At 70.1% G+C, this 26,186-nt stretch carries 28 protein-coding genes and 2 pseudogenes; 18 read left to right on the forward strand and 12 right to left on the reverse strand.

The genetic code is table 11. The features are described from left to right. Nucleotides 1-342 precede the first annotated feature (342 nt). Both AC1WTP_RS32490 and AC1WTP_RS32495 read right to left on the reverse strand, forming a co-directional pair. The gene (locus tag AC1WTP_RS32490) at nt 343-633 is read right to left on the reverse strand and encodes a DUF1905 domain-containing protein (protein ID WP_481653081.1); all 291 of its coding nucleotides are present in this window, start codon (nt 631-633) and stop codon (nt 343-345) included. A gap of 7 nt (nt 634-640) precedes the next feature. Next, nucleotides 641-1,024 (reverse strand): VOC family protein, encoded by a 384-nt coding sequence (locus tag AC1WTP_RS32495; RefSeq protein ID WP_481653054.1) that lies wholly within the window; start codon nt 1,022-1,024, stop codon nt 641-643. A 232-nt stretch (nt 1,025-1,256) separates the two neighbouring features. Here AC1WTP_RS32495 and AC1WTP_RS32500 point away from each other — a divergent pair, with 232 nt between their 5' ends. After that, nucleotides 1,257-2,000, forward strand: a complete 744-nt coding sequence (locus AC1WTP_RS32500) for an SDR family NAD(P)-dependent oxidoreductase (protein ID WP_481653055.1) — start codon at nt 1,257-1,259, stop codon at nt 1,998-2,000. Nucleotides 2,001-2,290: 290 nt separating this feature from the next. Next, entirely contained in the window at nt 2,291-2,836 is a 546-nt protein-coding gene (locus AC1WTP_RS32505) for a GNAT family N-acetyltransferase (protein ID WP_481653056.1), read from the forward strand. Between the two features lie 179 nt (nt 2,837-3,015). On the opposite strand, the gene AC1WTP_RS32510 is transcribed toward AC1WTP_RS32505, so the two are convergent. Beyond that, nucleotides 3,016-3,225, reverse strand: coding sequence for a hypothetical protein (locus AC1WTP_RS32510; protein WP_481653057.1), 210 nt, complete (start codon nt 3,223-3,225; stop codon nt 3,016-3,018). Nucleotides 3,226-3,279: 54 nt separating this feature from the next. On the opposite strand from AC1WTP_RS32510, the gene AC1WTP_RS32515 reads away from it, so the two are divergent. The 3 genes from AC1WTP_RS32515 (at nt 3,280) to AC1WTP_RS32525 (ending at nt 5,109) form a co-directional block, all read left to right on the forward strand. Beyond that, a complete protein-coding gene (locus AC1WTP_RS32515; RefSeq protein ID WP_481653058.1) occupies nt 3,280-3,711 on the forward strand; it encodes a bleomycin resistance protein in 432 nt (143 codons plus the stop codon). A 174-nt stretch (nt 3,712-3,885) separates the two neighbouring features. Further along, nucleotides 3,886-4,515, forward strand: coding sequence for a VOC family protein (locus AC1WTP_RS32520; RefSeq protein ID WP_481653059.1), 630 nt, complete (start codon nt 3,886-3,888; stop codon nt 4,513-4,515). A 108-nt stretch (nt 4,516-4,623) separates the two neighbouring features. Continuing rightward, the gene (locus tag AC1WTP_RS32525) at nt 4,624-5,109 is read left to right on the forward strand and encodes a GNAT family N-acetyltransferase (RefSeq protein ID WP_481653060.1); all 486 of its coding nucleotides are present in this window, start codon (nt 4,624-4,626) and stop codon (nt 5,107-5,109) included. Between the two features lie 528 nt (nt 5,110-5,637). Here the strand turns inward: AC1WTP_RS32525 and AC1WTP_RS32530 are convergent. From AC1WTP_RS32530 to AC1WTP_RS32545, 4 genes are read right to left on the reverse strand one after another with little or no spacing between them, the layout of a single operon-like run. Further along, complete coding sequence (locus AC1WTP_RS32530) at nt 5,638-7,413, reverse strand: VirB4 family type IV secretion system protein (RefSeq protein ID WP_481653061.1); 1,776 nt, start codon at nt 7,411-7,413, stop codon at nt 5,638-5,640. Then, nucleotides 7,410-8,369, reverse strand: a complete 960-nt coding sequence (locus AC1WTP_RS32535) for a PrgI family protein (RefSeq protein ID WP_481653062.1) — start codon at nt 8,367-8,369, stop codon at nt 7,410-7,412. Before AC1WTP_RS32535 ends, AC1WTP_RS32530 begins: the two co-directional genes overlap by 4 nt. After that, the gene (locus tag AC1WTP_RS32540) at nt 8,366-9,286 is read right to left on the reverse strand and encodes a TrbL/VirB6 family protein (protein ID WP_481653063.1); all 921 of its coding nucleotides are present in this window, start codon (nt 9,284-9,286) and stop codon (nt 8,366-8,368) included. The genes AC1WTP_RS32535 and AC1WTP_RS32540 overlap by 4 nt, the downstream gene beginning before the upstream one ends. Nucleotides 9,287-9,293: 7 nt before the next feature. Then, nucleotides 9,294-9,680, reverse strand: a complete 387-nt coding sequence (locus AC1WTP_RS32545) for a pilin (protein ID WP_481653064.1) — start codon at nt 9,678-9,680, stop codon at nt 9,294-9,296. A gap of 834 nt (nt 9,681-10,514) precedes the next feature. Here AC1WTP_RS32545 and AC1WTP_RS32550 point away from each other — a divergent pair. Beyond that, nucleotides 10,515-10,661: pseudogene (locus tag AC1WTP_RS32550) on the forward strand (IS5/IS1182 family transposase); the annotation flags it as partial. Nucleotides 10,662-10,768: 107 nt separating this feature from the next. Here the strand turns inward: AC1WTP_RS32550 and AC1WTP_RS32555 are convergent. After that, entirely contained in the window at nt 10,769-11,083 is a 315-nt protein-coding gene (locus AC1WTP_RS32555) for a hypothetical protein (RefSeq protein ID WP_481653065.1), read from the reverse strand. On the opposite strand from AC1WTP_RS32555, the pseudogene AC1WTP_RS32560 reads away from it, so the two are divergent. After that, a pseudogene (locus AC1WTP_RS32560) lies at nt 11,058-11,189 on the forward strand (IS701 family transposase); the annotation flags it as partial. The gene AC1WTP_RS32555 and the pseudogene AC1WTP_RS32560 overlap by 26 nt on opposite strands. 138 nt (nt 11,190-11,327) lie before the next feature. Here the strand turns inward: AC1WTP_RS32560 and AC1WTP_RS32565 are convergent. Beyond that, a complete protein-coding gene (locus AC1WTP_RS32565) occupies nt 11,328-12,638 on the reverse strand; it encodes an MFS transporter (protein WP_481653066.1) in 1,311 nt (436 codons plus the stop codon). Nucleotides 12,639-13,073: 435 nt separating this feature from the next. Between AC1WTP_RS32565 and AC1WTP_RS32570 the strand changes: the two genes are divergently transcribed. Then, nucleotides 13,074-13,586 carry a hypothetical protein gene (locus AC1WTP_RS32570; protein ID WP_481653067.1) on the forward strand — a complete coding sequence of 171 codons (513 nt, stop codon included), beginning with the start codon at nt 13,074-13,076 and terminating at the stop codon, nt 13,584-13,586. A gap of 370 nt (nt 13,587-13,956) precedes the next feature. On the opposite strand, the gene AC1WTP_RS32575 is transcribed toward AC1WTP_RS32570, so the two are convergent. Beyond that, nucleotides 13,957-14,826 carry a hypothetical protein gene (locus tag AC1WTP_RS32575; RefSeq protein WP_481653068.1) on the reverse strand — a complete coding sequence of 290 codons (870 nt, stop codon included), beginning with the start codon at nt 14,824-14,826 and terminating at the stop codon, nt 13,957-13,959. An 815-nt stretch (nt 14,827-15,641) separates the two neighbouring features. On the opposite strand from AC1WTP_RS32575, the gene AC1WTP_RS32580 reads away from it, so the two are divergent. The 7 genes from AC1WTP_RS32580 to AC1WTP_RS32610 all read left to right on the forward strand — a co-directional run bounded on the left by AC1WTP_RS32580 (nt 15,642) and on the right by AC1WTP_RS32610 (nt 21,746). Next, a complete protein-coding gene (locus tag AC1WTP_RS32580; RefSeq protein ID WP_481653069.1) occupies nt 15,642-16,532 on the forward strand; it encodes a hypothetical protein in 891 nt (296 codons plus the stop codon). Continuing rightward, nucleotides 16,516-17,574: a TRM11 family SAM-dependent methyltransferase gene (locus tag AC1WTP_RS32585; protein WP_481653070.1), complete on the forward strand. Its 1,059-nt coding sequence runs from the start codon at nt 16,516-16,518 to the stop codon at nt 17,572-17,574. Before AC1WTP_RS32580 ends, AC1WTP_RS32585 begins: the two co-directional genes overlap by 17 nt. Nucleotides 17,575-17,606: 32 nt before the next feature. Continuing rightward, on the forward strand, nt 17,607-18,077 hold the full coding sequence (locus tag AC1WTP_RS32590) for a DNA cytosine methyltransferase (RefSeq protein WP_481653071.1): 471 nt from the start codon (nt 17,607-17,609) through the stop codon (nt 18,075-18,077). Nucleotides 18,078-18,087: 10 nt separating this feature from the next. Then, complete coding sequence (locus AC1WTP_RS32595) at nt 18,088-18,882, forward strand: hypothetical protein (RefSeq protein ID WP_481653072.1); 795 nt, start codon at nt 18,088-18,090, stop codon at nt 18,880-18,882. Nucleotides 18,883-18,973: 91 nt separating this feature from the next. After that, nucleotides 18,974-19,282 carry a helix-turn-helix domain-containing protein gene (locus tag AC1WTP_RS32600; RefSeq protein WP_481653073.1) on the forward strand — a complete coding sequence of 103 codons (309 nt, stop codon included), beginning with the start codon at nt 18,974-18,976 and terminating at the stop codon, nt 19,280-19,282. A gap of 121 nt (nt 19,283-19,403) precedes the next feature. Next, entirely contained in the window at nt 19,404-20,867 is a 1,464-nt protein-coding gene (locus AC1WTP_RS32605) for a tyrosine-type recombinase/integrase (RefSeq protein WP_481653074.1), read from the forward strand. A 153-nt stretch (nt 20,868-21,020) separates the two neighbouring features. Continuing rightward, the gene (locus tag AC1WTP_RS32610) at nt 21,021-21,746 is read left to right on the forward strand and encodes a hypothetical protein (RefSeq protein ID WP_481653075.1); all 726 of its coding nucleotides are present in this window, start codon (nt 21,021-21,023) and stop codon (nt 21,744-21,746) included. Nucleotides 21,747-21,950: 204 nt separating this feature from the next. On the opposite strand, the gene AC1WTP_RS32615 is transcribed toward AC1WTP_RS32610, so the two are convergent. Continuing rightward, nucleotides 21,951-22,115, reverse strand: coding sequence for a DUF6924 domain-containing protein (locus AC1WTP_RS32615; protein ID WP_481653076.1), 165 nt, complete (start codon nt 22,113-22,115; stop codon nt 21,951-21,953). A gap of 165 nt (nt 22,116-22,280) precedes the next feature. Here AC1WTP_RS32615 and AC1WTP_RS32620 point away from each other — a divergent pair, with 165 nt between their 5' ends. Then, nucleotides 22,281-22,499: a hypothetical protein gene (locus tag AC1WTP_RS32620; RefSeq protein WP_481653077.1), complete on the forward strand. Its 219-nt coding sequence runs from the start codon at nt 22,281-22,283 to the stop codon at nt 22,497-22,499. Between the two features lie 429 nt (nt 22,500-22,928). On the opposite strand, the gene AC1WTP_RS32625 is transcribed toward AC1WTP_RS32620, so the two are convergent. Continuing rightward, nucleotides 22,929-23,177: a hypothetical protein gene (locus AC1WTP_RS32625; RefSeq protein ID WP_481653078.1), complete on the reverse strand. Its 249-nt coding sequence runs from the start codon at nt 23,175-23,177 to the stop codon at nt 22,929-22,931. Nucleotides 23,178-23,494: 317 nt separating this feature from the next. Here AC1WTP_RS32625 and recD2 point away from each other — a divergent pair, with 317 nt between their 5' ends. Beyond that, a complete protein-coding gene (gene recD2 / locus AC1WTP_RS32630) occupies nt 23,495-25,705 on the forward strand; it encodes an SF1B family DNA helicase RecD2 (RefSeq protein WP_481653079.1) in 2,211 nt (736 codons plus the stop codon). Between the two features lie 94 nt (nt 25,706-25,799). Next, nucleotides 25,800-25,985, forward strand: a complete 186-nt coding sequence (locus tag AC1WTP_RS32635; protein WP_481653080.1) for a hypothetical protein — start codon at nt 25,800-25,802, stop codon at nt 25,983-25,985. The last annotated feature ends 201 nt before the right edge of the window (nt 25,986-26,186 follow it).

Here is a 26,186-nt window from a genome sequence, read left to right on the forward strand (position 1 = left end):
GTTGCACCGAACATCACCGGATCCCCGGGCATCGACGCGGCAGCCTCCAACTTCGCCGCCACACGCGTCAGTCGAGCTGACAAGTTATCGGGCCGGTCCTCCACGCCGATAGTCAATCAGTAGGCCCCGAGCCTGGCATACCCCGCAAGCCTGGCTGCACTGGCGGTCACGACGCGCACTCACATCGGCACGACCGGACGGCAACCGGGCCAGCTCGGCGTGACGCTGCGTAGCGCGCGGATCGCGGCAGATGCGGATGCCGTCGGATTGCTGTGCCGCTCTGCGGGACCGCACTGCAGTGGGATCGGCGCTGACTCCGCGCGGCGCTACGACCTGCGGCTGCTATCCCGCGAGCACGACCAGGCGGACGTGCACGATGTCGTCGAGGCCGATGTCCTCTTTGTTGCGCACCGAATCTCGCAGGGGCAGCACGTAGCCACCGTCCTTAGGAAACAACGAGGTCCGCCATCGGCTTCGCCCGAGCCGAATCTCGACGGGCACCATGCCCCAGCCGTACGTGACCGCCGATGCCAACTGGCGCACGACGTCGGCACACTCACGCGGGACCGTCATGAAGTGGTACGGGGACGGCCCTCGCCATTCCCACACCACGCCCTCAAACTCGCACTCCATCACGGCATCAGGCGACGCAGAACTCGTTGCCCTCGGGGTCCTGCATGACGACGTGCCCCAAGGCGTCGCCGTACCACTCCTCGCGGACCACCGTCGCACCGGCGGCCACCAACTCGGGCACCTTCCGCCAGATCAGTCGTGCACGCTCTGTCATGTCCCAGGGACCCGGACCCGCCACCCGGACGTCGATATGTATCCGGTTCTTAGCGGACTTGCCCTCGGGCACCTTCAGGAAACCGATTGCGGGCCTCCTGCAACCCGGGTCGACGATGGACACGTTGTCGGGCTCATCGAAACCGGGCTCCTTGACATATCCCAGGGCAAGCGCCCAGAAGGCAGCGATCCGCTGGGGGTCGTCGGCATCGCACCCCAAAGTCCAATAGGTCGCCATGGCGCCAACCTACGCGAGCCAAAACGCGCTGTCATCGGCACGACCGGAGGCTGAGCCTGCGCGTCTCCCGCTCACTGCTTGTGACGCGCGGTCCGCGGCAGAAGTGGATGTTGTCGGCGGTGCGGTCGGGGGTGGTTGCCACCGGGCAGGTGGGGCCGTTGGTACCGGTGACCCGAACGCGGCGTCCGATCACCGCCGGACAGCTGGCCTTTTGTCGACCAGGCTTTCCGTCATGAACAACGCACTTGACGGCAAGGTAGCTCTGGTTACCGGTGGTGGTCGTGGGATTGGCGCTGCAGTGGCGTTGCGCCTGGCCAAGGAGGGCGCCGATGTGGCGCTGACGTTCCAGCAGAATCAGCAACGCGCCGACGACGTGGTGGACCAGATCAAGGCCGCGGGACGGCGGGCGATCGCCGTGCAGGCGGACAGTTCCGACCCGGCGGCGGTGGTCGCCGCGGTTGACCGGGTCGCCGGTGAGCTGGGTCGGTTGGACATCCTGGTCAACAACGCCGGCGCGTTCCTGCTCGGACCGCTGGAGCAATTGAGCCTAGAAGAGTTCGAACACACCGTCGCGGTCAACGTACGGGCGCCGTTCATCGCCTCGCAGGCCGCGGTGCGCCACATGTCGGCCGGTGGGCGGATCATCAACATCGGCAGCAACATGGCCGAGCGGGCAGTCTTCCCGGGCTTCTCGCTGTACGCGATGAGCAAGACCGCCCTGATCGGCCTGACCAAGGCGCTCGGACGCGAACTCGGCGGCAGGGCGATCACCGTGAATCTGGTAAATCCAGGGGCCACCGACACCGAACTGAACCCAGCCGACGGCCCTAATGCCGACACGATCAACGGGTTCACCGCCCTCGGCCACTACGCGGAGCCAGCCGACGTGGCCGCCGCGGTGGCGTTCCTCGCCAGCCCGGACGGGCGTTACATCACAGGGGCGACGATCAACGTCGACGGCGGCTTCACCATCTGATCATCGGCTCACCGCCGTCCTGTCCACCCTTGCGCACAGCTACGGCCCGTCCCTACCCGTCTTACCGGGGACGGGCCGTACCTCTTGCCAGTCGCTTGAGTCGCGAGCCAGACATCCTCAATTCGGCAGATCCGGTCACCGGCGCGCGGTCAGCGGCAGATCCGGACGTGGTGCGTTCGCGATCTCAGCATCGCGGGCGCCCGTCCGAGGACGCCGATGGCTGGAGTGAGGTCCCGTGCCGGGGGCGGCCCGCCTTGGAGCGGGGAAGGTGCGGCATCGAGAATAATCCCGTGATCACCTTGGAGACCGAGCGGCTGACCCTCCGCGGCTGGCGAGACGACGACCTCGACGCCCTCGCGGCCATTAACGCCGACCCGGAGGTGATGCGCTACATCATGGACGGCTCCGTGCGCGATCGCCGGCAGAGCGCTGAAGGCTTGCAAAAGATGATCGCGAACTGGGAGGAGCGCGGACACGGCCTGTTCGCCGTCGAGGTTCGCGAGACCGGCGTACTGATCGGATGGGCTGGACTCGCGGTGCCCGACTTCCTGCCGGAGGTGATGCCGGCCGTGGAGATTGGGTGGCGGCTCGATCGAGGGTCCTGGGGATATGGGTACGCCACAGAGGCGGCCACGGCAGCCATGCGGTTCGGCTTCCTCGACCGTGGCCTAGACCGCATCATCAGCGTTCGCCACGTCGAGAACGTCAGGTCGGCACGGGTCATGGAGAAGCTGGGACTTTCGCGCAAATTCGACACTGTCGTACCGGGGCACCATCAACCCGTCGCCGTCCATACGATCACCCGCGGCCAGTACCGAGCCCGCTTCGGCGGCTGACCGTCCGGCACGGCAGACATCCGCTCTTCGGCAAAGCAGGGCGTTCCCACCAAGTGGGCCGGCTACAGGCGGTGACGGGTGCCCCGCGGTCGGCGCGCACGACCGGCGGCAGATCAGTGCACCTGATCTTGGGCCGGTACACGCGAATGGCTGGGTACGTGGGCGGCCTAGTCGATGCGTTAGCAGATCCAGCAGTAGATCGAACACATGGTCCGCTCTGCCTCCGCTGATCGGGTGGCGACGTCGCGGATGAGTTCCTGGCCCAGTTGGTCGTCGATGAACTCGTTTTCGTCGGCCCGTTGTCCGGTCCACTGGTCGGCGGTTCTGTTGAGCGTCTCGACGTCGGCGGTGGCGAGTGCGATAACGCGCCGCCTCGCAGGGCGGGACACGACATGGCGTCACCGTGGCCTGAGAATGAACCCACTCATGCCAGACTCGCGTGTATGACTGAGGGTGAGCCGCAACTGGTGCCCGAGCTTGCGGTCCTCGACCTGACCGCCTCGCTGGGGTTCTGGTGCGATCTGGTGGGCTTCGACGTTTCATACGCGCGCATCGAGGACGGCTTCGCCTATCTCGTCCTTGGAAGGGCCCATCTCATGCTCGACCAGATCGGCGTGGGGCGGACCTGGCGAACCGGCGAGCTCGATGTCCCGTTAGGGCGCGGCGTTAATCTCCAGGTCGGTGTTCCGAGCCTCGAAGAGCCGCTGCAGCGTCTTGCAGCAGCTCAGTGGTCCTTATTCCTGGAGCCCGAGGAGAAGTGGTACCGGACCGGCACGGAAGAGGCCGGGGTAGTTCAATTCCTCGTGCAGGACCCAGACGGCTACCTCCTTCGCCTGCAGAGCAGCATCGGAAAACGCCCCGCTCCCCAGGAGTGAGACACACTGTCATCGGCAGATCAGGATGCCTGCTCGGCTCAAAGGCCAGCTACCGAGCGTGACCACTCGCGATCAGTATGCGCGCACGGACGGCGGCATGAGAGTGCACCGCCGACCAGTGAGTGCGAGAGCCACCGTGCGCTCCGTCGCGCCGCCGATGCTAGGTTCGCCGGCATGACGGTGCAGATCACGGCCGGGCAGTTCCACGCGGCCGACGGTGTCGAGGACTGGCGCTGCCTCTACCACGTGGTCTCGGCGTATTTCCGCACCGGATCGCTGGCCAAGGGCATAGCGCTCGTCGATGAGGTCGGCCGCCTCGTCGGTGGCGCGGAGCAGCAGTACGTCAACGTCGATCTGCGTCATGCCGGCGTCACGGTGTCCCTGTTGTCGCGCGACGTTGCGCTGGCCCGGCGGATCTCGGCTGCCGCCGGGGAACTGGACATCCCCGCCGACCCGACCGCCGTGCAGCTCATCAACGTCACCCTCGACGCCCTCGTCCGCGCGGACGTGCTGCCGTTCTGGCGGGCGCTGCTGGGTTACCGCCAGATCGATGATGACTATCTAGCCGACCCGGCGCGCCGGGGGCCGGGCTTCGGGTTGCAGCCAATGGACGCCCGGCGTCCACAACGCAACCGCATGCACCTTGATGTCGCCGTCCCGCATGATCAGGCCGAGGCCCGCATCGCCGCCGCATTGGCCGCGGGTGGCCAGCTGGTCTCTGATGCGCACGCACCGAAGTGGTGGGTCCTGGCCGACGCCGAGGGCAACGAGGCGTGCGTCGCCACCTGGGTCGGCCGAGAATAGCGGCCTACTCGAAGGTTCACGGCCACAATCGACCGTATCGACGCGCGCTCGCTGACGTGGTCCGGCACTAACAGACACACTGGCTTAACCGTCGGCCACACTTACGGCATGACGACGACGATCGTGCCAATAGCCTCCGCCTATCCGGCGTTCGATCAGGTAGCTGCTCTGTTCGACGACTACCGGGCGCACTACGGCCAACCGTCAACCCCAGAGATCACCCGCTCCTGGCTGCACGACCAACTCGCACAACACCGGATCTCCGCCGCTGCCGCCACCCGAGCTGATCACGTCTGCGGCTTCATCACGGTCACGATCATGCCGGCATCGCTCATGCTGGGCACCTCATGGTCGATCCGCGACCTCTACGTGGCCCCGCACCATCGCCGCAGCGGTATCGCGAACGCCCTGCTCCAGCACGTCATCCACAACGCCCGTGCCGCTGGCGCGCATCGCGTTTCACTCCAAACCGAGACCGACAACACCCCCGCTCTGACGCTCTACACCGACATCGGCTTCCAGCCCGTCACCGGCCTGGAACTACTCAACCTCACCTTGGATCCCACCCGCCAAGATCCAGGAGACACGGCCTAGACAGACCAGTTCCACCACCCGGTCTCGATCGAGGACGTACAGGGATGCGGTCGCAGACACCTCGGAGCCCCCCACATCGCGGTCCGGGACGACAGCATAGTGACGCACGCTCATCGGCAGAAGCGGATGCGGAGCGGTTCGCCCGCTGAGTGTTTGCTTGTAACGCAGGGTCACCTATCGTGCTCGGCGGCCAATCCTATGGCCCTCAAGGCAGCCCCCACCGGAGGCTGGCTGAGGCCGATAAAGATCTATATATCAAGCCGTACCTGTTTCTGCATCAGAGCCGGCACGCCGACAGGGGTCCGCTGCGCGGGCACAGTCCTCACCAGCGCACCCGCTGCGTGGGCGGCAGCATGCCGGGCTGCCCACCCAGCGGGTAACACCCGCAGCGCTCCTGGCCCCACCCGCTCGTCGGCGGCCCAGCCGGCCACCGGCGAGCCCACACGCCGGCTCGTGCGCCCGGAGTTCCCTAAACTCTGGGGCACTCCTCGCGCCCCCGGGGCAAACTGCCCCAGGGTTCAGTCGGGATCACCGATCAGATTCGTTGAACTCGAAGCCTGTCGTGCACAGCTGGTGCTCGGTGTCGGAGGCGATGGCCTCGAAGCTGGTCCGGTTGGTGCCGGAGATCAGCAGGCCGGTGCCGACGCGGGCGGCGAGCAGGAGGCGGCGTTCGCCGGCGGTGAGGCCGAACGCGTCGCCGATGGCGTCGATGGCCTGCGGGGCCTGCTTGAGCAGCACCTGGGTGGCGGCGTTGGCGACGACGGCGTGGCCGAGGTCGGTGCCGAGGACGTCGGCGACGTCCTGGGTGATGACGGTCAGGCCGGCGTGGCGTTTGCGGGCGGCCTTGGACATGCGGAACAGGAACCGGGCGCCTTCGCCGTCGCGCATCAGCAGCCACGCCTCGTCCACCACCACCAGCCGGCGGGCGGACAGCCGGCGGGGGGCGTCGACCTGCCGCCAGATCGCGTCGAGGGCGAGGAGGGTGCCGACGGTGCGCAGCTCGTCTGGCAGGTGCCGCAGCGACCACACCACGAGGTGCCCGTCGGGGCGGGTGGTGCTCGGCCCGTCGAACAGGTCCGAGAACGACCCTTCCACCCACGGGGCGAGGCGGGCGGCGAGCTTGCCGGCGGCGGGGTCGTCGTCGGCGTGCAGGCGGTCGGCGAGGTCGCGCAGGAGCGGGGCGGGGCGGTGGTGGGTGGCGGGGTCGGCGCTGATGCCCGCGGCCCGGTAGACGGCGAGGATGGCCCGGTCCAGGGCCGCCCGCTCCGCCGGGGGCGGCTGCTGGCCGAGCAGCACGCTGATGAGGGTGTGCAGGAACAGCCCCCGTCGGGTGAGCACGTCGGGGCGGGTGTCCCCGGCGGGCAGGTCGAAGGGGTTGACCTTCACCCCTGCCACCCCGAGGCGCACCACCGTTCCGCCGACGGCGTCGGCGAGGCGGAGGTACTCGTCTTCGGGGTCGATGACGGCGACCTGCACGTCCTGGTAGAGGTTGCGCAGGATCTCCAGCTTCACGAAGTACGACTTCCCGGCCCCGGAGCGGGCCAGGACCACGGAGTTGTGGTTCTCCTGCGCCCAGCGGTCCCACCAGACGATGCCGCCGGAGTCGGGGTTGACGCCGTAGAGGATGCCGCCTTCGGCAGGCGGGTCACCGGGCAGCGGCGCGGGCAGGTCCGCCGACGCGAGGGGGAACGCGGCGGCCAGGGCCTGGGTGTCCATAGTGCGGCGCACCTGCAGCGAGTCCGTCGCCAGCGGCAGGGTAGTTGTCCAGCCGGCGAGGTGTCGCCAGGTGGCGGGCTGCACCTCGATCAGCGTCGACGCGGCGGCTGCTTTCACCTGCGCGCAGGCTTCGAGGAGTTCGTCTTCGGTACGTGCGTGCACGGTCAGGTAGAGCCCGACGCGGAACAGCTTCGCCACGCCGCGGGCGAGCCGTTGGGCGAGGTCGGCGGCGTCGTCCGCGGCGGCTTCCACGTATGGGTCGGACAGCTTGCCGGCCTCGGCGTCGGCGCGCCGCGAGGACTCGAAGCGGGCGCGCTGGTTGCGCAACCGGGACGCGGCGACCGGGGCGGGCAGCGGCTCGATGTGCAGGGCCAGGTCGAGGCGGCCCGGCCAGGACAGCAGCGGCTCCAGCCAGGCCGGGCCGACCTCGGCCGGGTAGCCGGTGACGACGAGGGTCGCGGCGTAGCCGTCGCCGACGCGCAGCATCCGCGGGGTCACCTCGACAGAGGCGGGAGCGACGGTGGCCGCCAGCGTAGAGGGCTGGCGGCCACCGCTGGTGGGCGTGCGGGAACGGGTGCGGGCTTTCATCGGGGGCGCTTCTTTCTGTCGGTGTGGATGTCCGGCCCGGTGATGACGGTGTCGGGCGCGGCGAGGCCGCCGGGTCGGGGTGGGCGGTAGGGGTCGGCGGCGGCGGCGATCGCCGCCGTGACGGCCGCCCCGTCGAGGGCCCGGGTGGTGACGCCGAGGCCGGACAGGGCGCGGACGGTGTCGTTGGCGCGTCGGCGGGCGGCGTGCTCGCCCCGCTCGCCCGCGCTGGTGCGGGTGACGATGAGGACCTGCCGGCGCAGCGGATCCCTGCGGGTGGCGAGGTCGTCGAGGAAGCGGGCGTGGTCGGTTGCCGCGTCGGCCAGGGCCGGGTGCGCCAGGGCGTCCGCCGCGGTGGCGAGGGTGCGGGCGGCCGAGTGCAGGTCCACCGGCTGCGCCGACACGACGATCTGCGTCGGCGTGGACAGGCTGTTGAGCCAGCGGCCGAAGGTGTCGACCAGCGCGGCCTGCTCGTCGGGAGTGCGCAGGGCGAGGTTGACGTTGGTGGCGGCGACCATCGCCGCCCGGACCCCGCCGAGGTGGATCTCCCCGCCGTCGTCGATCGCGTCGGCGGGCAGCTTCAGCGGCGCCGGCAGCATCACCGTCGTCTTCGGTGCCTGGACCCAGTCGGGGGTCTTCGACGTCGTGTCGGTGGTCGACAGCGCCCGAGGCGCCCGGGAGTGGCGGACGGCGGCGAGTAGCCACACGTCCAGGGACAGTCCGTCACGGCGGCCGACCGCGACACCGAAGACCAGCCCGCTGACGACAACGGCGGCGCCGACGAGCACCGGCACCGGCACGACGGTGTGCAGGCTCTGCCAGGCGCCGTAGAAGGCGAGGGCGGCGACGGCGAGGATCGCGAGCTGCCGGAATGTCAGCCCGTATGCGACCTTGTCGGGGGCGTCGACGTCGGCGGGCATCCGCGCCCGACCGGTGTCAGCGTGGTCGCGGGGGGTCATCGGCCCACCGCCCGAAGGCCCCGGCCGAGGCCGGGAATCGAGCGGGTGACCTGCTGCACCAGGATCACCCGCACCGCGGCGCCGACCATGTTCGTGCCACGGCCGCCGCCTGAAGCGGAGACGAAGCGGCGCATCAGGGCGGGCACCCGCAGGGTGGTCCACAGCATGACCATCACCACGAACAGGTTGATCAACCCGCCTGGGTCGACCGGCAGGCCGAGCACGGGCAGCAGGTGGTCGGGGTCGGTGAGCATCCACTGCCCGGCATACAGGGTGAAGCCCTGCACCACCGGCACCGCCAAAGTGCCGGCGTAGGAGCGCCACCACAGGCGGGCGACCGGATCGGTCTGCGGCAGCGCGTGACACGCCAGCGCCAAGGGGGCGAAGGCGGTCAGGACGAGCACGACGGCGAAGCGGACGATCACGCTGAACGCCGTGCCGGCCAGCAGCACGGCGATGATCGCCACACAGATCACGAACAGCAGCACCGCGGTCTTGTCCTGCCCGGCGGCGATGTGCGTCTTGATCGCCCGCAGCGCGCCGTCGCTGTCACCCTCGCCGGTGGTGACAGCGGCGGTGAGGGCGTTGGCGAGGTCGATGAGCATGCCGCACCACAGCTGGGAGAAGTGCGCGGAGACGAACCCCACGATCAGGCGCGGGAGAAGGTCTTTGATCGTGTAGCGGGAGCGTTCGTCGCCGCCGGCGGTCATGGTGAGCACCCCGGCGGCGACGAAGGCGAGGACGAAGACGGTGTCCACGACGAGCACCGAACGGCCGGTCAGGGCCTGCACCTGCGGCAGGGCGGTGACGTTCGGGGTGATCAGCAGCGCGCTGCTGATCACCCCGATCAGCGCGTCCAGGGTCGCGAGGATCGCCGCCGCCAGCCAGTCCAGGATCTGGTCGAGCAGCCAACCCATAACGGCATCAGCCTCCGACGATTCCCTTGACGACCTGCAGCAGCACCGGCGCGAGGATCGCCAGGCCGTAGCCGATCAGGGCGTTCTTCAGCGCGCCCTTGGCCTTGTCGACCTGCGCCGGGTCACCCCCGGCGGTGGCCCAGTACACGCCGGCCAGGACGAGGAACAGGGTGGCCACGGCGGCGAGGATGCCGATCAGCCACAGCCGCAGGTTGTTGATGACCACCGGCAGCGAGTTCGCCGCCAGCACCACCGGCGTGCCGGTGTCGGCGTGCGCGGCGGCGGGAACGGACAGGAACAGCATCACCGCGCCGGTGACGGCGGCGACGCGGCCCACCTGCCGGGCGGTGCGGGAGTGGGTGAGGGCACGAAGACGTGCCGGGATGCGGGACATGGGCGGTTTCACCTCCGGCCCCACCCCCTGCCAGGGGTGGGGCGTCGAAACGGCGGTCAGGGGCCGCCGCCGGGCGCGGGAGGCAGGGACGTCGTCGAGCCGCGACAGACCCTCGGGAGGAGCACGTCCTCCCTGTCGGGTGTGGCGGGTATCGGTGAGGTGTCAGCGCACCAAGACGGCGCGGCACCCGAGGCGCCCGGCTCGCGTCAGCCCCAACCTCGGGGCCCGGCGGCGGGCGGAACCCCCGGAGCGCCTCGTGCGGCGCCGCGGGAAATGTTCCGCACCCTCAAACCGGCGTTTGTCAGCTCTGGCGGACACCCCTGGACCTGACACGGGTCTGGCAGCGAAGCCGCACGTCTGAAAGCCCAGCTCAGACGGCACCGCAGGGGCGGGCGCGTTGCGCTGCTGACAGCGCGGACCGCCGGCTGTCAGTTCTGACAAACCGGCGGTGGCGTCCCGTGCCAGACCTCGGCAAGGTCTTCAGGCTCTGACAACCCTTGACATCCGGGGCACGGGACCTCGCGCCCGGCGGCTCGGTAGGCATGCGCCGGATCGCACCGGGCCCAGCGCCGCACCCTGGGTGATCTGGCTGGGCTGTCGGCGTACGAGTGAACGTACCCAGGTAAGTACGACCGAACGTGCCCAGTGACCCAAGGTCAAATCCGTTAGGCGCCGGGGGGCTGAAGCGACGCCAGCACTTCTCGCAGTCTCGCCCCAGTCGCAAGCCCTACTGCGGGCCCTGGTAGCGCTCCGTCGCAATGTCCACCACTGTGCCGGCTTCGGGCGGGCTCGCGAGTCACTCTCTTCAGACCCGATGCTCCAACCTGGAGCTCGTTGCTGTCTTACCCTGCCGCGATTCCGCTGTCCACACGCGCCCCGAACCGCCTGGCCGACCGGATCCGCGACTGCCGAACCCAACGTCGATGCAGATGGCGACGCTTGGATCCCGGCCAGCAAGCGTTGCTCGCTCTCGCCTACCTCCCCGCTCCCTCGGAACGTTGCGTAACGGCATTGAAATCGCCTCGCAGTCTGCACGGACGGTGGTTGGAGCAACGATTCCGGCTCATCGTGGATGCTGCCTCGGGACATCACGCTTGACCGGTGTACGAGTCGTCGTGCGCGCGCAGCACGTCGAGCAGGCCTTTGCTGACCGCCGCGTTGGCGTCGAAGCCGAAGCTGGTCTCCTTGCCGCACCGGCGGTAGCTGACCAAGTGGCAGCGGAAACAAAGGGCGACATCAGTGAGCTCGTCCGCGTGGTCCCAGATGCGCAACGCGTACCGCGGAAGGAAGCAGCGCATCCGATCGCCGTCAGGCAGGTGCGCAAGCCTTGAGACCAGGTCCTTGGCCACTTCGCCCTCGACGGTGGCCAGGTGTCTGCCCAGCGGCGCAGTGCCCCTTGCCACGCTGGTCCGGGTAGCCGCCAGCGGATTGGCAGTCGAAGAAAGCTTCCAGGCCGGCAAGAGCCAGGTCGGCCTCGACGAACACCAAGTACGGCGATGGAGCTCCTGGCAGTGCGTCACCGTGCTGGCCATGCTCCATGACATGCTCCGACCCCCGACAAGGTCGCTCGTTCAGGCCGGTCCACCGCGATCGGGTGGGGGTTCGAATCGCCGGCCAGCAACTTGGCCTCAAAGCCTGCCTAGCGGGTCACCCGCGGACGGAGCCCCCGCCCGCCGGGCCGCTGGCGGTGGCGGCGGCCGCGGCCGGCTCGGCGGCGGGGCGGTGCTCCGGCCATCCGGAAAGCTCGCCGTCTGTGCTCTGCCGGAGCTGGCGGATCCGCGGCACGAGCAGGACGAGGACGACGCCGAGCACGATCACGGCGAGCGCCAGTTGGAGTGTGGCGGCGGTGCCGACCCGTTCCGACAAGGGCCCCACCAGGGCGTAGCCGAGGGGCGCCACGGTGAACGACACCAGCCAGTCGTACGAGCTCACCCGGGACAGCACCTCCTCCGGAATCAATCGCTGCACCACCGTCGTCCAGACGTTGTTGACGAATGCGACGCCAGCGGCGCCCACCAGCCCGGCCAGTAGGGTGACGACCACCGGCGACGGGCCGATCAGGGAGGCGAGGCCCAGGCCGGTCAGCAGCAACGCGAGGTGGGCCACGATCAGCGGGCGACGCGGTCGCAGCCGCAGCGCCACCGCGCCGCCGACCAGGGCGCCGACCGCCATGCTGGCGCTCACCATGCCCCAACCCGACGCGCCGCCGGCCTGCTTGGCGACGATGACCGGGCCGAGGACCCAGAACGCGGTCGATCCGAGGTTCCAGACCGCGTGCCCGCACAGGGCCACCCAATACCAGGTACGGGAGGCCATTTCGCGCCAGCCGACCGCCAGGTCGGCGAAGAAACTGGTGCGCATCTTGCGGACCAGCGGTGGCAGTCGGAGCAGGGTCAGCGCCACGGCGCTGATTCCGAAGGTGAGGGCGTCCGCCAGATAGACCCACCCGACCGAGGTGGTGGCAACGGCGACGCCCGCGACGGCCGGTCCGAGGATGTCCGCGCCGCTGCGCGACATGTCCATCAGCGCGTTGGCCTGCTGGAGCCGGGGTTTGCTGATTGTCTGCGGGACGAGGCCGGTGAACGCGGGCTTGGAGATCGCCGACGCGGCCCCGTAGCACACCGCCGCGGCCAGCAGGATGGCGACGCTGCTGCGCCCGGTCAGCAGCAGCACGCCGACGATTGCCTGAACGACCAGCAGGAAGAGGTCGCTGCCAACCAGCAGCAACCGGCGGGACATCCGGTCGGCCAGGGTGCCGCCGAAGATCAGCAGTAGCACGCGGACGACCGTGGAGGTGGCGAGGACGGCGCCGATCTCGCTGGCCGAGCCGCCGACGGACAACACCGCGAAGGCGAGCGTGACCGGCATCAGAGCGTCGCCGATCGCCGAGGTCGTCCGACCGACCCACAACAGCCGGAAGGGGCGTTCGACCAGCGCTCCGAAGGATTCCTTGATCACCGTGCTACGACCCCCGTTTGCCGTATGGCCCGCGTCCCCGGTTTCCGGATCATGACCCTTGCCGAGGGGATTCTGCCCAGCCAGGATGCGGGCCGCAAGGGAGATTAGCCGGCGGCGAATTACCCCCGGTGTCGCACCCCGGCGGCTGAGGTTGGCAGCGACCCCTCGCCCGCCGAGGAACCATGGCAACGTCGACTTTGGTCAGCGAGACGGTCATGGCCGTCGCCGCTGCCGGCGCCCGACCGAAGAGTTAGGCGAGATGAGTGCGTGTACCTGGCTGAGCCCGGTTCGGCCACGGCGGATTCTGGCGGTGGTCTCAACACCACCATCAATAGTCGGGTCGGCATCCGGATATGCCGCCGTGTGCCGCGTCCTGGACGATCATGAAACCGCGACCTACGACAAACGCCAAGAGACCTTCATATACTGCGCTCCATGGTCTCTGCGGAGGGTGGCACCGACACGGGTCGCAGCACGCCGTTGGTCAGGAGACAAAGGTGGCGCTTCGGCTGGTGGGGTCGACTGTTCGGGTTGGTCGTCATGGTCAGCAGCGGGCACCTTCTGGTACTCGTGATGACCCTGATCCTTGGTGAGATGCCGCCGCGAGAGTTCAGCCTGAGCGGGTTCGCGCTGGCGTGGATGTCGATGGCAGCGGGCGCATCGCTGCTTCAGTGGTGGGATCAACGGAGCGAAAACCGTCAGGCTGAAGCCGCCCCGAGGCCGCAGTGGCGTGCCGATGCCCCTCGCAGCCTGGTGATGGCGTCGTCGGTCGCGTCTGTCTGCTTCGTTGCGACGTTGTTCGCGGGATACACCGCCGCGTTTGAGGGTGAACTCAAGCTTCTCTGGGCAGACGCGCTGGTTGCCTTCGCCTTCGCGTTGGCGGCGATCGTTCGTCGCTTAGGCGAACGGTTCAGAATGCCGGAGGATCCAGAGGCCGCCAGGATCTAGCCGCGATCTGGGCGCCAATACCACCCGAGGGGTAACACTGAGTAGCCGGATATACCGACCGTGATCGCTGCGGTGCGACGAGGTGACGCTCCGCCGATGCGGGTCCATGCACCTGCGCGGCGGTCGAACCCACCCAATTGCGTCCGGCCGAACCTGGGCACATTCGGTCGTACCGCGTTGGGCACGTTGACTTGTACGCCGACATGGGCCGTACCGCGTCCCACAGCTGAGCCCGGGCGCGCGCGGGTCCAGCCCGGTGCTGCCTCGGCGTGCCGCAGCGCTCGCAAGCATCGCGGCAGCGGGGTGGGGTGACAGCAGTGGCGGGGTCCGACCGTCATGGTCGGACCCCGCGTCAGGAATGTCCTGCAGGTCAGGCAGCGGCGGCTGCCGGGGGCGCCGTCCGCCTGGGCCGGGTGGTGGCGCGGCCGGTGCGGGTCTGCGTGCGGTGCACGGACTGGTTCTGCAGGTACTCGCGGGCCTTGGGGGACACGACGCTGGTGAGCAGTCCCTTGGCCAGGGCGTCGGCGAGGCGTTCGTCGATGCCGTTCATCCGCTTGCGCAGGGCGTCGACGGTGATGCCCAGACGCGCGGCGACGGGTTCGATCGCCCGGCGCCCGAGCCGCAGGTCGATGTAGGGGTCGAGGTCAGTGTGCTCGAGCAAGCCCAACCGGGCGGCACGGCGCACCAGCAGGTCCGGGTGGCCGTAGGGGACGTGCGGGGCGCGGGGGCCGGTGACGTGCTCCACGTCCTCCACCGGCACCGCGGTGCCGGCGCGCTGGCGCAGCTCGTGCCCGGCACGCCAGGCGGCCATGCACAACGCCGCGTACGGGGCGGGTTTGGCCAGGTCGACCCGGTCGCGCAGCGCGGTGAGGAAACCGGTGAGGATCTCCGCGTCGAGGTCGACGGCGTCACCGGACCAGCCGGCATGGAGCTGGCCGGCGTGGCGGCGCAGCGCGGGCATCGCCATCGCCACCGCGGCGATGACCCAGGACGGGCCGTCGAGGCGGGCGCGGCGGACCAGGTCCCGCCACACCGCGTCACGCGCCGTGTAGGCGCGGGGATGACGCAGCAGCCAGTCGCGCAGCGCCGGGAGTGTCATGACACCCTCCGGCAGGCCGGTGTCGGGTCCGAGGGTGTCCAGGTCGAGTGTCATCGGGTCGGGGCCGGTGGTCAGCGCCGTGAAGGCGGCGTCGACGGCGTCCAACGGCGAGTCGGGCCAGTCCGGGTCGGACACGGTCATGTCCACACACTCCATGTCATAGAAGATCATCGCGATGACATGCCGGGGCGGTGTCACCCTGGCGTGATGGACACCGATTGCGCCACGGTGACCTCACAGACCTCTGACAGCCCAGGCCAGCACCCCGATAACACCGTGTCCGCGCACCGGCGCACCTGTCTGGCAGACGCCCGGCGACCGTCGGCGCCGACTCTGACAGCGGTCTGACAAACCGGCCGTGACCTGCGCGTTGACACCGGCACGTCGCTGATGACACGCGCCTCGCCGACGGATCTGACAGCCCCGGCCGAGCCCGCCGGAGGCGTCTGACAGCGGTCTGACAACCCCGCCGGGCCGCCACGGACGCGCCTGACAGCGAGCCATTGTCAGACACCGCCTGCCTGGTAGTAAGGCGGTGGCACCGTGTCGGTCACGGCGACGCCCGGCGGCGGCGGGGCTGGGATCTGACAGCGACACCGGCCGGCTGACAGGACGCCGGCACCGTCACCGCCGACACCGCGTCACAGCGCCGGGGCTGACAGGCGAACCCCGTCACGGCGCGGCGCCGGTCTGACATTGCCGGCCACACGCCCATGTCATTGGCGGCCGTCGTTGCCAGGGGCAGGGATGTCCGTCACCTTCCGTCATGGCAGCGACGACCACGCCGGGCGGCGCCGGTCTGACAGCACGGGTCGGCCCGCCTCCCGGACGGGGGACGACGCGGCCAGCGGACGGCGCTGTCAGACCTCTGTCAGACCGGGGGGTGTCCGCCAGAGCTGACAAACGCCGGTTTGAGGGTGTCAGCGCATCACGGCGCGGCGCGGAGCCGACACCACATGAGCGAGCACACGCCGCAGCACCACCCCGACCCGGCCCACCCCGTCGACCCGCCCGGTGTCGACCCAACCCTCATCGACCTGGTCGCCGGCGACCCGCCGGTGCCGGTCACCGTGTGGCGCACCGCCCGCAGCGAGACCGACGCCGGCCGCAGCATCGGCGCCCGACTGGCCTACCGGCTCGTTGCCGCCTACAGCCGCCCCGGCGAGGCGGTCGTCGACCTCACCGGCGACCACGCCCTGACCACCGTCTGCGCGGCCGGCGGTCGCCGGCACCACCCGGGCTGGTTCACCGACGCCTCCAGCCTCATCATCGGAGCGCCCACCCCGCCGGCCCGCCACGACCCGGCCGCCCCGTCCGACGACGGCGACCTGCCGGAGATGGGCGCCTGGTTCGGCGACGACCTCACCGACGCCGACCTGCCCCCGTCCCCCGCCCCGGCCCGCCCCGGCGCGTCGCTGCAGGAGGCGACCAGTCTGGTCGTGGCCTGCTGGCCCCTCGACACCGCCGACGCGACCAATCGGATCCGACTGGCCTGGCTGCTCACCGCCTGTTCACGGCTGCTGCGCCCCGGCGGTTGCCTCGTCCTCGTCGTCACCGTCCCCGCCAGCACGGTCGGACCGGAGGACTTCACCCCGGTCGCCACCGCCGCCGCCTCGGTCGGCCTGGGCTACCTGCAGCACATCGTCGCCGTCGCCGCCGACACCGACGGCGACGCGTTCGTCTACCACGTCACCGACGAGGAACTGCTCACCCTCGCACAGCAGACCAGCCAGCCGTGGGCTGTGGCGCACCTGCGCGTGCACGCCGATCTGCTCGTGTTCAGCCCGACCACGCCACCGTCCTCGGCACCGCAGGGGCGGCGGGAGGGCGGTGACCGCCGTGGCTGAGCACATCCCCTTCCCCGCTGACCCGAACCGGCCGGCCAGCCCGGCCGAGGACACCTACCGCGGCCGGCACCGCGACACCAGCGGGCGTCACCGGGCGCCGGACGGGCCGGAGGGCCTGTCGGTGTGGGCGACCGCCCAGCAGACCGGGCCGGTGCAGCGCCGCGGCCGGTACGTACCCGACTCGGTCAAGCACCCCGCCCGGATGCTCCCGGCGATCGCCGCCCACGCCGTGCACACCTACACCCACCCTGGCGACCTCGTGCTGGACCCGATGTGCGGGATCGGCACCACCCTCGTCGAGGCGATCCACGCCGGACGGGACGCCATCGGCGTGGAGTACGAGTCCCGCTGGTCGGACATCGCGGATGCCAACATCAGCCACGCCCACACCCGGGGCGCCACCGGCCGCGCGTCGGTGGTCCGCGGCGACGCAACCCGGCTGCGGTCCCTCCTGCCCGCCGCCCTCGCCGGGCAGGTCGCCCTCGTGGTCACCTCACCGCCCTACGGGCCCACCGTGCACGGCTTGGTCCGGCCGGGAGCGGGCGGGGTGGCGAAGTTCGACAACGCCTACAACGACGGCACCGACCGCGGAAACCTCGCCTACCGCGACCTCACCGGGCTGGCCGACGGGTTCGAGCAGATCCTCACCGGCTGCGCGACCCTGCTCCGTCCCGGCGGCACGGTCGTGGTCACCGCCCGGCCCTGGCGCAAGAACGGGCAGCTGGTCGACCTGCCCTCGGCGGTCATCGCCGCTGGCCTGCGCGCCGGCCTAGTGCCGACCGAGCGGTGCGTCGCGCTTCTGGCCGCGGTCCGCGACGGGCACCTGGTCGCCCGACCGTCGTTCTTCCAACTCCAGGCGGTCCGCAAGGCGCGGACCGCCGGCACGCCGCTGCACCTGATCACGCACGAGGACGTGCTGATCTTCCGCCGACCGCAGACCCCCGCGAGTTCCGGCGAACCCACGTGTTCCCAAGGCGAATCCGGTCGCCATCAGGGCTGGTCCAGCCGGGACGCTGCCGGGGATCCGGGGGAGGGAGGTTGAATGCCTGTCCCACCGGCCCGCGCATCGGATCTTTGTGCACCGGATACGGCGGCCTCGACCTGGCCGTCGAGCTGGTGCTCGGCGGTGAGCTCGCCTGGTACGCCGAAACCGACCGACACGCCCGCACCGTCCTCGAACATCACTGGCCGCACGTGCCCAACCTCGGCGACATCCGCACCGTCGACTGGACCCGGGTCGAGCCCGTTGAGGTCCTCACCGCCGGATTTCCCTGCCAGGACATCTCCGACGCCGGCAAACGCGCCGGGATCACCGGAACGCACTCCAGCCTGTGGAGTGCCGTCGCCGACGCCGTTCGCGTACTTCGACCGCCGCTCGTCTTCGTGGAAAACGTGGCCGCCCTGCGCCGCAGGGGACTCGACGTCGTCGAGGCCGACCTGGCCACGCTCGGGTACGACACGAGCTGGCTATGCCTACGCGCATCCGACATCGGCGCCGCCCACCGACGTGACCGGCTGTTCCTGCTGGCCACTCCCACCCAATGACTCACCAGGCGTGCGGACGTTGCCGACGCCCTGCGCCCGTGACGGCAAGGGCCCCGGCCACCAGTACGGGCTGCCCGACGTGATCGAGCCCGGCGGTACCCGCCACGGTCTTCTGCCCACCTCGACGCTGGTGGACCGCCGTCCGCTGGCCGACACCACTGCCCGACCCGGCACCGCCAACGCCAACGACGTCGCGCACGACCTCGCCGACGCCGACCGGCTGCTGCCCACTCCCAGGGCCAGCGACACCGGCACCGCCGGACGGCGCGCCGGACAGGGCTTCCGGCCGCCCCTCTCACAGGTCCTGCTCCCCACCCCCAGGGCAACCGACGGCGCCAAGGGCTGCCCCGGACAGCGCGGATCGCACAGTGACCTGACCCTGCCCTCCGCGGCGGTGCAGGTCCCCGCCCGGACGCTGCCCACACCACGCTCGTCCGACCGGCGCGGCCCCGGCGCCCACGGCGCCGGCGGCGCGGACCTGCGCACCACCATCGACAGCCTCCCCGGCGAACTCGGAGCGCCCGACGACACCCGCTGGGGGCCCTACGCCGCCGCGATCGCCCGATGGGAACTCCTGCTCGCCCAGCCCGTCCCCGAACCGACCCAGACCGGCCGCCACGGCAAGCCCGTCCTCGCACCACCGTTCGTGCAATGGCTCATGGGCCTCGAACGAGGCTGGGTCACCGACCTCGACCTGCCCCGCACCGCCGCACTCCGCGTACTCGGCAACGGCGTCGTCCCCCAACAAGCAGCGGCAGCGCTACAGCTGCTGCTCTGCCCCAGACGCTGGCAGGTGACGACATGACCAGCCGCACCCCACCGTGCCACCCCCGGCAGGGCCACCGGCCCTCACCGGCGAGCAGGACTGCTCACGCCGCCACGAAGGGTGCCCCGGCATGAGCGACCGGCGACGCACCCGCACCGCCTCACACAACCCGCCACCAGCCGAACCCGCGGCCACACCCCGATGGACCGAGGACGACGTTCGCGCGCTGGGAGTGACCACCGACGTCGTCACCGCCGGACAGATCCTCGGACTGTCCCGCAACACCGCCTACCGCCTCGCCCGCGCCGGAACCTTTCCCGTCCCGGTCATCCAGGCCGGCCACCAGTACCGGATACCCGTCGCCGGCCTCCTCGCCGCCCTGCGCCTCACCACCACGGCACCACCCGACGGCGACGACCCGCACCCACCCGCACCTTAGATCCCCCGAGCGGCGACTGCCCGCGACGACTTGATCGTCGCGGGCAGTCGAGCGTGCATGTCGATCGACAAAACCGCTGCCCCCGGCAGCCACCAGCCCAACCCACCCGGAGAACCCACCCATGTCGCACGGATCGATCTTCAAACGATGCGGCTGCCGCGACCCGCGCACCCGCAAACCCCTGGGCAACCACTGCCCGAAACTCCGCCGCGTCAACCGGTCCTGGAACCCCGACCACGGCCACTGGGCCTATCAACTGGAACTCCCACCCACCGCCGAGGGCCGCCGCCGACAGCTACGCCCCACCGGCTTCGACACCCACAAACAAGCCGCCGACGAACTCGACCACGCCCGACAGTTGCTCGACCTCGCCGGACGCAACCGCCGCCACCGCATCGAAATCGGCGACCTGCTGCAAGCCACCCTCCGCGCCGGCGGCACCCTGCCCGACGTCGACACCGTCCGCAACCGGCTCCGCACCGACACCCCACTGGTCGGCGTGCCCACCCTCGCCGACTGGCTGACCACCTGGCTGCAGCGGATCACCGTCGATGACAACACCCGCCGCGGCTACGAATCCCACGTCCGCGTGCACCTCATCCCGCACATCGGTGACGTCGTCCTGGACAAGCTGCGCCCCCACCACGTCGAGGACCTCATCGACAAGATCAAGCAACGCAACGCCGACATCGTCACCGCGAAAGCCAGCCCCGACCCCGACACCCGCGCCAGCGTCCGAGGGGTGCGACCCACCGGACCCGCCACCATCGCCCGCATCCGCGCCACCCTGCGCAAGGCGTTCAACGACGCCCTCGCCCGCGAGGTGGTCAGTGGCGTCACGAACCCCGCCACCCTGGTCAAGACCCCCAACGCTCGTGCCAAGCCGATTGTGTGGGAACCGGAACGCGTCGCCAGGTGGAAGGCCACCGGTAAGGTCCCCGGCCCTGTCATGGTCTGGACCGACGACCTTCTCATCCAGTTCCTGGACTACGCCGCCGAGCACGCCCCGGGCCTGCACCCCCTGCTGCACCTCATGGCCTACCGCGGACCCCGCCGCGGCGAAGCATGCGGACTGCTCGACGCCGAAGTCCGCCTCGCCAAAGGCGAGGTCAGCATCGTCAACCAGATCGCCACCCACGGCTACGAGGCCCACCAGAAACGGCCCAAGAGCGACGCCGGCAACCGCGAGGTCATCCTCGACCCCGACACCGTCGCCGTCCTCACCGCATACAAGGCCCGCCGCGCCGCCTGGCGTCTCGCCGCCGGGAAGGACTGGCCCGACACCGGGCTGTTCTTCGTCCGCCCCGACGGCAAACCGTGGCACCCCAACTCGGTCACCCAACGCTTCCGCCGCCTCGTCAAACAAGCCGGGCTGCCACCCATCCGACTGCACGACCTCCGCCACGGCGCCGCCACCCTCGCCCTCGACGCCGGCGTCGACATCAAAGTCGTCTCCGACCAACTCGGCCACTCCACCACCACACTCACTCGAGACACCTACCAGAGCGTCGTCAAGCGGCTGCACCACGAGGCCGCAACCGCCGTCGCCGACAGGATCAAAAACAAGCGGCGCCGTACCGCTTGAGCGACCGACCTGGGTGATGGGTTGAAATAGCAAATCAGGGCCTGCGGTACTTTCTTCACCAACACCAATCGGTTAACAGGTGAAGTTCCTGCCGCGATGCCGGACGTCTTACATGAGGCGACAACCGGTATCCACATTGGAGGGAATGATTCGATGAGTTCCTATACCATCACCATCGCCGCTGACGATCCCAGTCGAGCGACCACAACCCTGAAGGTCGAGGTGAACGACACCACCCCGCGCATCACCGAACTGGTGGTACGCGCCGGGCAGGGGGACGGGCTGACCGCAGGCCAGATCCCCGCGGTCGACCTGGATCTGCTGTTGAGGGCGATCGCGCCCGCCGCCGGTGGGCGGCAGGCGATAGCCACGCCGCCCATCGCCGTATCCGACGAGGCGCCCGCAGCCGGTGCCGTGCCCGTTGACGACGGTGAGCCCGCCGCCGAGCCGACGGCGGTCCAGCCCACCGCCCCTACCACGGGTGCGGATGAGCCGGCTACGAGTAACCCTGAAGGCGCTGGTGCGGTTGACGTCGTGGTGCCCAAGCAGGCGTCACCGGCGACCAAGGCAAGCAAAGCGAAGAAGGCCACCCGGGCGTCAGGCGCCGGCGCGACCCACAGCCGAGCGGGCAAGCCGAAGACCGTAACGGGGGCCAAGGCCACGACTACGGCGACGAAGGCCAGGAAGCGGACCGCCCAAGGCGGATCCTCCGGAGGCGAGGGACGGGTGTACCGGCGCTCACCGGCCGATCTCGAAGCGGTCTACCAGCAGGCCGGCAATGTGACGGCTGTTGCCGACCATTATGACGTGCCCCGGCACACCGCCCAGGGGTGGATCCGCACGCTGCGCCGCCGGCAAGCCGGGCCAATTTCTGAGTAGGGAAACGGGTACCGGGTCGGAACGGGCCAACCGGGGTGCCACTTCAAGGCGCGGGATAAGAGCTGACGGCGAGGGCTATCGACGTGCTGCGACAAGCTGTCAGTCTGTCGTCTCCGGCCCGGGCGGCCGGTACTGGTAGACCTTGTGCCTCGCCCTCCAGTCCGCGGCGTGCCCAACTCGGCGGGCTGTCCTTCACGGGCTTGATCAGTCACCCTTGAAGCCGCGAAAAGTGCCGGACTCGTCGGCGGCGTCGGCGAAGTCGGCGAAGCCCATGTTGGCGATGGACATGTTGGCGGAGACTTCGGCGTACCAGCGGGGCGGCACCAGGAAGGCGCGGCGGCCCCCCAGAGACCGAAGGGACGTGATCATGACCGGGCGGGATAGGAGACAGGCACGCGGAGCAGGTGGGTCGGCGGCGTCGGAACACATGGCCCGGGTGGCCGGCCTGGCCAGCGCGGTCGCGGGGCTGATCGCGGCGGTGGCGGGGCTGGTCACCGCGATCGGTGCCACGGCGGGCGGCCGCTGATGCCCGCCGTGGAGGTCTGGTTCCTGGGTGGCCCGGTCGACGGTCGCCTGTCACCGGTTGAGGTCGACGAGACGGGAGGGCTGCCGCGGACGCTGCTGCTCACGCAGAGCGGCTCCTACATCGGCGCCGCCGACCAGCCGAACCAGCCCGTTGAGCACCAGTACGTCCGCGACGAGATGGAGGACCTCCCGCCGGTATACCGCTATGTCGGACGAGACGACGGATGACGGCGTGCACACCACCCGGCAGGTAGGTGCCGGCGGTGACGCGCAAGCGCGCGGGACCACGACCTCGCCGACGCGGCTGGCGTCAGGCTGCCAGTCTCCTCGGGCGCAGGCGCATCCCGCCGTCGGCGGCACCGGAAAGGGCGGCCGGAACGTGTGTCGGCAGCCACCGCGTCCCCGGCCTGGCAAGCGGAAAGCGTTCCAGGCCGGGGACGCGGTGGCCCTGGTGTCGCCGCCGAGGTGATCACGGACCTGCTACGCCTCGGCTGGCATGTTCGTACGGCACGACGATCGGGCGTAGTGCTACCGGTGCGGGGGCCGGTGGTCAGCCGGCCCGCCGTGCCTATGCCCAACCGACGGCCATCTGCAGTGCGGAACGACCGCGCGGCGTCGACGCGCGGAAAGCATGGTGAACACCGGTCGGGGTTCCGGTCATGAAGGGCAGGTGTTGCGCATGCTCTGCAGGGCGGACTTCTCCGACGACTGCAGCTTGAGGCCCCAGCTGTAGTTCACGGTGACCCACATCTTGCTGTAGGTGCACCGGTACGCCGTCCGGGGCGGCTGCCACGTCGACGGGTCCTGGTCGCCCTTGGACTGGTTGACGTTGTCCGTGACCGCGATCAGCTGCGGACGGCTGAGGTCCTTGGCGAAGCTCTGACCGTCTCTCACGATCGTGGCCATCGAACGTCATCACTGGAAAGGCGCGGCGGCGCAACTCGGACGTTTCACCCCCGAGCCTCGGCCTCCGCGCCGCGCCGCCGAATCGGATGGTGACCGCCGGGGCCCTGCCTGCCGCCCCGGCGTGCCGCTGATGACGAGGTCGCACTGGCCGGGGCGAGGGCGCCACCCTGACCCGTAGTGACGAACCGTGAGGTGCCCCGGCGGGAAGGCCCATCGGCTTTCCGGTAGCGAGCGAGTCACGCCGTCACCCATCCTGGTTGCAGGCGAGGGGCTGGGCGGGTGTCTGTGCCGGGTCGACAGGCGGCACGATGTGAGGCATGACCGCTCCCGCCCGCGTACCGCTTGCCGTCCTGGACGCGGTGCTCGAGCGGTTGACCTACGTCAACGAGGAAACCGGCTACACCGTCGCCCGCGTCGCCACCGACCGCGGCAGCGACCTGTTGACGGTGGTCGGCGCGTTGCTGGGTGCGCAGCCGGGGGAGAGCCTGCGCCTGCACGGGCGATGGTCATCCCATCCGAAGTACGGCAAGCAATTCGAAGTCGACTCCTACACCACCGTCCTGCCGGCCACGATCCAGGGCATTCAGCGCTACCTCGGCTCCGGTCTGGTCAAGGGCATCGGACCGGTGTTCGCCGAGCGGATCGTCGCCCACTTCGGCCTGGACACCCTCCGCGTCATCGAGGAGGAACCCTCCCGGCTGGTGGAGGTACCTGGGCTCGGGCCGAAGCGCACGGCGAAGATCACCGCTGCGTGGGAGGAGCAGAAGGCCATCAAGGAGGTGATGGTCTTCCTCCAAGGCGTTGGGGTGTCGACATCCCTGGCGGTGCGGATCTTCAAGAAGTACGCCGACGCGTCGATCTCGGTGGTACGCAACGAGCCCTACCGGCTGGCCGCCGACGTGTGGGGCATCGGGTTCAAGACCGCCGACACCATCGCCCAAGCCGTCGGCATCCCCCACGACAGCCCGCAGCGAGTCATGGCCGGCCTGCAGTACACCCTGTCCGAGGCCACCGACTCAGGCCACTGCTACCTACCCGCCCCCGAGCTGGTCGCCGACGCCACGAAGATCCTCGACGTGCCCGCCGACCTCGTCACCGACTGCCTCGACACCCTGGCCGCCGACGAGGGCGTCGTCCGCGAACCCCTGCCCGGCGGCGACGGAGAGCCGGTGCACGCGGTGTACCTGGTGCCGTTCCACCGCGCCGAGCAGTCCCTCGCCTCCTCCCTGCTGCGCCTACTCGGCGACCGGGCCGACCGGCTGCCCCACTTCAGAGGCGTCGACTGGGGCAAGGCCCTCACCTGGCTGAAGGCCCGCACCGGCGCGGACCTGGCCCCCGAACAGGAACAGGCCGTCCGCCTCGCCCTCACCTCGAAAGTCGCGGTCCTGACCGGTGGGCCGGGCTGCGGCAAGAGCTTCACCGTCCGCTCCATCGTCGAACTCGCCGCCGCCAAGAAAGCCAAGGTCACCCTCGTCGCCCCGACCGGCCGCGCCGCGAAACGCCTCTCGGAGCTGACCGGCCACCCCGCCGCGACCGTCCACCGCCTGCTGCAGCTGCGTCCGGGAGGGGAGGCCTCCTACGACCGGGACAACCCTCTCGACGTCGACCTCCTCGTCGTCGACGAGGCCTCCATGCTCGACCTGATCCTGGCCCACAAACTCGTCAAGGCCGTCCCGCCCGGCGCGCACCTGCTCCTGGTCGGCGACGTCGACCAACTCCCCTCCGTCGGCGCCGGAGAAGTCCTGCGCGACCTGCTCGCCGCCCCCACTGTTCCGCGGGTGCGGTTGACGCAGATCTTCCGCCAGGCCGCCCAGTCCGGCGTCGTCACCAACGCCCACCGCATCAACGCCGGCCGCCCACCCCTCCTCGATGGCATGGCGGACTTCTTCCTGTTCGCCTGCGACGACACTGACGCCACCGCCGCGCTCACGGTCGACGTCGCCTGCACCCGCATCCCCGCCAAGTTCGGCCTCGACCCGCGCCGGGACGTGCAGGTCCTCACCCCCATGCACCGCGGCCCCGCCGGCGCCGCCGCCCTGAACACGCTGCTGCAGCAGCGCCTCACCCCGCACTGCGAAGGCCAGCCAGAGCGGCGGATGGGCGGGCGGGTGTTCCGGATCGGCGACAAGGTCACCCAGATCCGCAACAACTACGACAAAGGCCAAGCCGGCGTCTTCAACGGCACCCTCGGCATCGTCACCCACCTCTCCACCGAAGAGCAGACCCTGGCCGTGCGTACCGACGAGGACGAGAGCATCGACTACGACTTCGACGAACTCGACGAACTCACCCACGCCTACGCCATGACCATCCACCGCTCCCAGGGCTCCGAATACCCGGCAGTGGTCATCCCGCTGACCACCAGTGCGTGGATGATGCTGCAACGCAACCTGCTCTACACCGCCGTCACCCGCGCCAAACAACTCGTCGTCCTCGTCGGCTCCCGACGGGCCCTCGCCGCCGCCATCCGCACCGTCAGCGCCGGCCGCCGCCACACCGCCCTCGACCACCGACTCACCCGCATGTGACACGGCCGTTGACATCGGTGCCGATGGGGTACCGCTTGGGTCGGAGACTCGTACGCCACGTCCCGGCGCTGATGGGTTGCGTACGGTCGAGGACGTGGACGTGCTGCTACGCGGCGGACCGGGGGACGGCCAGGTCGTGTCCGGCGGCGGGGAGACCGTCGTCTGGCAGGCCTGCCTTTACGAGATCACGCCCGAGTACGGCCGCCGGCACGGACGCGACCTGCGCGTGTACCGGCACCGCCCCGACTGCTGGCTCCGTCCGACTGGCAGGCGCCGTTGATCGAGTAGTCGGAATTCACCTCATCAACGCCGTCAGGATGACGCTCTGTCACTGGCCGGGACCTGTGCCGCCCGCGCCGAGCATCCGCATCTGCCGAGAACAGTGATGTTCGGAACGACTGGCAGGGTCGCGTATTCGTTTGGTGCGAGTGCCCGGTTGCGAACGCGGGCCGGTCACGGTCTGTTATCGGATGGCTGGTCT

This window comes from Micromonospora sp. R311 (assembly GCF_056780015.1).